The sequence below is a fragment of the Pseudomonas sp. genome (assembly GCF_026224925.1).
Taxonomy (GTDB): Bacteria; Pseudomonadota; Gammaproteobacteria; order Pseudomonadales; family Pseudomonadaceae; genus Aquipseudomonas.
Genome location: NZ_JAMFRV010000167.1, coordinates 1 through 3,279 on the forward strand (window position 1 = coordinate 1; position 3,279 = coordinate 3,279).

Annotated in this window: 4 protein-coding genes; all 4 read left to right on the forward strand. The window is 57.6% G+C overall.

Annotated features, from left to right (window positions below; genetic code table 11):
* Positions 1–192: 192 nt before the first annotated feature.
* On the forward strand, positions 193–438 hold the full coding sequence (locus M0974_RS07130) for a ferredoxin family protein (RefSeq protein WP_003180418.1): 246 nt from the start codon (positions 193–195) through the stop codon (positions 436–438).
* A 143-nt stretch (positions 439–581) separates the two neighbouring features.
* Complete coding sequence (locus M0974_RS07135; protein ID WP_297834603.1) at positions 582–1,976, forward strand: ABC transporter substrate-binding protein; 1,395 nt, start codon at positions 582–584, stop codon at positions 1,974–1,976.
* An 18-nt stretch (positions 1,977–1,994) separates the two neighbouring features.
* Positions 1,995–2,777 (forward strand): ABC transporter permease, encoded by a 783-nt coding sequence (locus tag M0974_RS07140; protein ID WP_297834604.1) that lies wholly within the window; start codon positions 1,995–1,997, stop codon positions 2,775–2,777.
* The coding region (locus M0974_RS07145; RefSeq protein ID WP_297834606.1) for an ABC transporter ATP-binding protein at positions 2,777–3,279 on the forward strand (503 nt) is incomplete at its 3' end. The genes M0974_RS07140 and M0974_RS07145, both read left to right, overlap by 1 nt.

Here is a 3,279-nt window from a genome sequence, read left to right on the forward strand (position 1 = left end):
GCCATCGGAAAAAGGGCGATGACGGCAAAATGTTTAGCTTCAAAAAGCCGGTTGAACCTTACGTGATTCCTCTGGATGAGCAAGAAATGCAGGCCTACGACCGCTTGCGTGTCGGCGCCAACGCCGCCTGATTACGATTCGCAATAGCAGCAATGCCACAGAGAGAGCTAAACGCTCCAAGGACACCGTGAAATGGCCTATCAGCCTCAGGAAATCTTCTTTCGCTCCAATGCGCCGGTCACGGTCGACGAGGACAAATGCATCGCCCACAAGGGCTGCACTGTGTGTGTCGACGTCTGTCCCATGGACCTGCTGGCGATCAATCCGGCCACGCAAAAAGCCTACATGGCTTTCGACGAATGCTGGTACTGCATGCCCTGCGAAAAAGATTGCCCGACCGGCGCAGTGAAGGTGGAAATTCCTTACCTGTTGCGTTAAGTCGTGCTGCTCGCCCATTGCATTGCGCGAGCAAAAGCCATCCGGCAACCCCCGGACGCCTGAGTTATCGACCCCTCGTTTCCCACCGTGATCAGAACGCGGCGGAGACGAACACTAATAAGCTGAATCGAGGGGATACACCCATGTTATTGCGTGCCACGCTGGCCGGTTTCGTACTGGCCTCATTGACCCTTTCTGCCCACGCGGAAAACATCCGTATTGCCATTGGCACCCAAGACACCACCATCAACTGCGCTGCGGGTGGGTTGATGATTCGTGAGTTGGGGCTGCTGGAAAAATACTTGCCCCACGACGGTAAATACAAAGACGCCCACTACGAAATCGAATGGAAAAACTTCACCAGCGGCGCACCACTGACCAATGAAATGGTCGCCGGAAAGCTCGATTTTGGCGCCATGGCTGATTTCCCTGGCGCGTTCAACGGTGTGGCATTTGAGTCTGCGGGCAAGCACAGCCTGTTCATCAGCGTGTTGTCCGGCAGTATCAAGGGCAGCGGCAACGGCATCGTGGTGCCGAGCGATTCGCCGGTGCAGTCAATTGCTGAGCTCAAAGGCAAGAGTATTTCCGTACCGTTTGCCTCCAGCGCCCATGGCATGTTGCTGCGGGCCATCGCGGCGCAGGGTTGGGACCCGCTCAAAGACGTGAACATCGTTGCCCAGGCACCGGAAGTCGCAGGTTCTGCGCTGCAGGCGAACAAGATCGACGCCCATGCCGATTTTGTGCCGTTCGCCGAGTTGTTCCCTAATCGCGGTTTCGCTCGCAAAATTTACGATGGCTCACAATCCAATAGCCCGACCTTCCACGGCGCTCTGGTGGACGAAAGCTACGCCAAGCAATACCCGGAAATTGTCGTCGCTTACCTGCGCGCCGGTATAGAAGCTAATCATTTTCTGACTGCCGAGCCTGAGAAATACAGCGAACTGATCGAAAAAGTCACTGGCATCGAAGCTGAAGTGAACTACCTGTTCCACGGTCCGCTAGGGTTGCAAACCCGCGACCAGAGCTGGAAACCTGAATACCGCCAGGCGGTTGCCACCGCCATCGACACCCTGAAGCTGATGAAGAAGGCGGATCGCGGGCTGGACCTGAATACGTTCATCGACGACCAGTACATTCGTGCAGCGTTCAAGGCCTCAGGTCTCGACTACACCGCGCAACTGGCTAACTACGCCCAGTCGCCGCTCAAGGCTAACGATGCGCTGACCGGCAAGCCCATCACTGACCTGACCCACGTAGCACAAATTTGGGTCAAGGGTGAGCCCACCGTACGCAATTACGCTTCGCCCGAGTCAGCGTTTAAAGCCCTGCAAAGCCTGGACAAAGAAGGCAAAAAGGTCCGCGCGGTTTATGCCCAGGCATCGGACAGCGGTATCAAGCTGCTGGCGAATCAGGCGTGGTTCGCCAGTGACGCCAAAGGCAAGCTCAATGCGTTCCTGCTCAAGGGCCAAGCGCAGAGTTTTGCCCAGGCGCAGGGCGGCAAGGTAGTGGATTTCAACGAAGCGTTGGCTGTCCGCTAAGGCACCTTGGAGAACACCATGACCGCATCGTTGTTGCGCTGGATCCCGCGCGCTGGCTCTCTATTATTTTGCCTGTTGTTCTGGCAATTGGCGGCGAGTCATCACTGGAACTTACTACTGGTGACGTTCAGTAACGTGCCGACGCCGTTGGCAGTGGTACAGGCGGCAGTGGAGTTGGTGAACTCCGGAAAACTCGGCGAACACTTGAGCGCCAGCTTGAGTCGGGTATTCATCGGGTTCGTTGCGGCGACGCTGGTGGGTGTCGGTCTGGGGCTGGCAATCGGTCGCTCGAAATGGGCCGAAGACCTGCTCTTGCCGCCACTGGAAGTGCTGCGCCCGATTCCGGCCGTGGCGTGGATTCCGCTGGCGATTCTGATGTTTCCGTCGTCGGAACTGTCCATGGTGTTCATCACTTTTACCGGTGCCTTGTTCCCGATCCTGCTCAATACCATCCACGGTGTCGAAGGCGTCGACCCACGGTTGATTGCGTCGGCAAAAAGCTTGGGGGCAGGGCACCGGGCGATGCTGCTGGAGGTGGTGTTGCCGGGCGCTGCGCCGAGCATCATTACTGGGCTGGCGATTGGCATGGGCACCTCGTGGTTCTGTCTGGTGACCGCGGAAATGATCTCAGGCCAGTTCGGCATCGGCTACTACACCTGGGAGTCTTACACGATCCAGAACTACGCCGACATTGTGGTTGGCATGTTGCTGATTGGCGTGCTTGGCATGGGCAGCAGCCTGTTGATTAAACGTCTGGGCGGGCTGTTTACCCCCTGGAATCGACCGAGAGGAAAAGCCTGATGAGCCCGACGCAAAGCCCGGCAGGGCGCATCGATATTCGTGATCTGTCGATTACCCTCGGCGAGGAAAAACAAGCCTTCGAAGCTGTGCAGGCACTGGATTGCCAGGTCGAGCCTGGCGAATTCGTTTGCATCCTCGGGCCGTCCGGCTGTGGCAAATCGACGTTGCTTGGCGCATTGGCCGGTCACCTGCAACCGCGTCATGGCAGCTTGCTTGTAGACGGTCAGTCGGTTGTCGGGCCGTCGCCACAACGGGGTATGGTCTTTCAGCAGCACACCTTATTCCCGTGGCGCCGTGTGCGCGATAACGTCGCTTTTGGTTTGAAAATGAGTGGTGCCGGTAAAGCCGAGCGTCACGCCGCAGCCGATGAAATGCTGGCGTTGGTGGGGCTCGAAGGATTCGCCGATCGCTGGCCTGATCAACTGTCTGGCGGCATGCAGCAACGGGTCGAAATTGCCCGGGTGCTGATTAACCGTCCACGCCTGTTGCTGATGGACGAGCC

Excerpts from the sequence above, each read along its gene's own strand:
- M0974_RS07130 (WP_003180418.1), top strand. The coding sequence starts at position 193 with ATGGCCTATCAGCCTCAGGAAATCTTCTTTCGCTCCAATGCGCCGGTC.
- M0974_RS07135 (WP_297834603.1), top strand. The coding sequence starts at position 582 with ATGTTATTGCGTGCCACGCTGGCCGGTTTCGTACTGGCCTCATTGACC.
- M0974_RS07140 (WP_297834604.1), top strand. The coding sequence starts at position 1,995 with ATGACCGCATCGTTGTTGCGCTGGATCCCGCGCGCTGGCTCTCTATTA.